Source organism: Burkholderia sp. DN3021 (assembly GCF_049805555.1).
GTDB classification, from domain to species: Bacteria; Pseudomonadota; Gammaproteobacteria; order Burkholderiales; family Burkholderiaceae; genus Burkholderia; species Burkholderia pyrrocinia_C.
Map to the genome: position 1 here is coordinate 1 of NZ_JBNCAB010000188.1, position 2,912 is coordinate 2,912.

Consider the following 2,912-nt stretch of genomic DNA (forward strand, 5'->3'; position numbering starts at 1 on the left):
CAGACTTGTTATAGGATCAAGCCTTACGGGCAATTAGTATCAGTTAGCTGAACGCATTACTGCGCTTACACACCTGACCTATCAACGTCCTGGTCTCGAACGACCCTTCAAGGGGATCTAGTCCCCAGGGATATCTCATCTTAAGGCGAGTTTCCCGCTTAGATGCTTTCAGCGGTTATCTCTTCCGAACATAGCTACCCGGCGATGCCACTGGCGTGACAACCGGTACACCAGAGGTTCGTCCACTCCGGTCCTCTCGTACTAGGAGCAGCCCCCTTCAAATATCCAACGCCCACGGCAGATAGGGACCAAACTGTCTCACGACGTTTTAAACCCAGCTCACGTACCTCTTTAAATGGCGAACAGCCATACCCTTGGGACCGGCTACAGCCCCAGGATGAGATGAGCCGACATCGAGGTGCCAAACACCGCCGTCGATATGAACTCTTGGGCGGTATCAGCCTGTTATCCCCAGAGTACCTTTTATCCGTTGAGCGATGGCCCTTCCATACAGAACCACCGGATCACTATGACCTGCTTTCGCACCTGCTCGACTTGTCGGTCTCGCAGTTAAGCACGCTTATGCCATTGCACTATCAGCACGATTTCCGACCGTACCTAGCGTACCTTCGTACTCCTCCGTTACGCTTTGGGAGGAGACCGCCCCAGTCAAACTGCCTACCATGCACTGTCCCCGACCCGGATCACGGGCCAAGGTTAGAACCTCAAACAAACCAGGGTGGTATTTCAAGGACGGCTCCACCGAAACTAGCGTTCCGGTTTCATAGCCTCCCACCTATCCTACACAGATCGGTTCAAAGTCCAATGCAAAGCTACAGTAAAGGTTCATGGGGTCTTTCCGTCTAGCCGCGGGTAGATTGCATCATCACAAACACTTCAACTTCGCTGAGTCTCGGGAGGAGACAGTGTGGCCATCGTTACGCCATTCGTGCAGGTCGGAACTTACCCGACAAGGAATTTCGCTACCTTAGGACCGTTATAGTTACGGCCGCCGTTTACCGGGACTTCAATCAAGAGCTTGCACCCCATCATTTAATCTTCCGGCACCGGGCAGGCGTCACACCCTATACGTCCACTTTCGTGTTTGCAGAGTGCTGTGTTTTTATTAAACAGTCGCAGCCACCAGTTTATTGCAACCCCTTCACCCTCTGCGCGCAGGCGCATCAAGCTACAAGGGCGTACCTTATCCCGAAGTTACGGTACCAATTTGCCGAGTTCCTTCTCCCGAGTTCTCTCAAGCGCCTTAGAATACTCATCTCGCCCACCTGTGTCGGTTTGCGGTACGGTCATCGTTAGACTGAAGCTTAGAGGCTTTTCTTGGAACCACTTCCAATTGCTTCGCTCCCTAAGGAGCTCGCGCCACACCCTTGAATTGCGCGCCCGGATTTGCCTAAGCGCCTTCTCCAATGCAGCGACCGGGACTTCCAACACCCGGACAACCTTCCGCGATCCGTCCCCCCATCGCATCTAACAATGGTGCAGGAATATTGACCTGCTTCCCATCAGCTACGCATTTCTGCCTCGCCTTAGGGGCCGACTCACCCTACGCCGATGAACGTTGCGTAGGAAACCTTGGGCTTACGGCGAGGGGGCCTTTCACCCCCTTTATCGCTACTCATGTCAGCATTCGCACTTCCGATACCTCCAGCACGCTTTTCAACGCACCTTCGCAGGCTTACGGAACGCTCTCCTACCATGCGAGCAGAGCTCGCATCCGCAGCTTCGGTATATAGCTTAGCCCCGTTACATCTTCCGCGCAGGACGACTCGATCAGTGAGCTATTACGCTTTCTTTAAAGGGTGGCTGCTTCTAAGCCAACCTCCTGACTGTTTTAGCCTTCCCACTTCGTTTCCCACTTAGCTATATTTGGGGACCTTAGCTGGCGGTCTGGGTTGTTTCCCTCTTGACACCGGACGTTAGCACCCGATGTCTGTCTCCCGTGATTGCACTCTTCGGTATTCGGAGTTTGCTATGGCGGGGTAATCTGCAATAGACCCCCCAACCATGACAGTGCTCTACCCCCGAAGGTGAGACACGAGGCACTACCTAAATAGTTTTCGGAGAGAACCAGCTATTTCCAAGTTTGTTTAGCCTTTCACCCCTATCCACAGCTCATCCCCTAACTTTTCAACGTTAGTGGGTTCGGACCTCCAGTACGTGTTACCGCACCTTCATCCTGGCCATGGATAGATCACTTGGTTTCGGGTCTACGCCCAGCAACTGAACGCCCTATTCGGACTCGCTTTCGCTACGCCTGCCCTATACGGTTAAGCTTGCTACTGAACGTAAGTCGCTGACCCATTATACAAAAGGTACGCCGTCACCCCTTACGAGGCTCCGACTGTTTGTATGCATGCGGTTTCAGGATCTATTTCACTCCCCTCCCGGGGTTCTTTTCGCCTTTCCCTCACGGTACTGGTTCACTATCGGTCGATCACGAGTATTTAGCCTTGGAGGATGGTCCCCCCATCTTCAGACAGGATTTCACGTGTCCCGCCCTACTTGTCGCACACCTAGTTCTTTCATACTGTTTTCGCCTACAGGGCTATCACCTGCTATGGCCGCACTTTCCAGAGCGTTCGGCTAACAATACAAATAAAGAGTGCAAGGCTCATCCCATTTCGCTCGCCACTACTTTGGGAATCTCGGTTGATTTCTTTTCCTGCGGTTACTTAGATGTTTCAGTTCACCGCGTTCGCTTCACTGGACCTATGTATTCAGTCCAGGATGACCCAAAAGGGCCGGGTTTCCCCATTCGGACATCTACGGATCAAAGCTCGTTTGCCAGCTCCCCGTAGCTTTTCGCAGGCTACCGCGTCCTTCATCGCCTGTGATCGCCAAGGCATCCACCACATGCACTTGTTCGCTTGACCCTATAACGAGTCTGTCTC

The 2,912-nt window shown here is 53.0% G+C and carries 1 rRNA gene; it reads right to left on the reverse strand.

Annotated features, from left to right (window positions below):
* Positions 1–12: 12 nt before the first annotated feature.
* A 23S ribosomal RNA gene (locus ACPUER_RS36225) occupies positions 13–2,894 on the reverse strand.
* Positions 2,895–2,912: the final 18 nt, after the last annotated feature.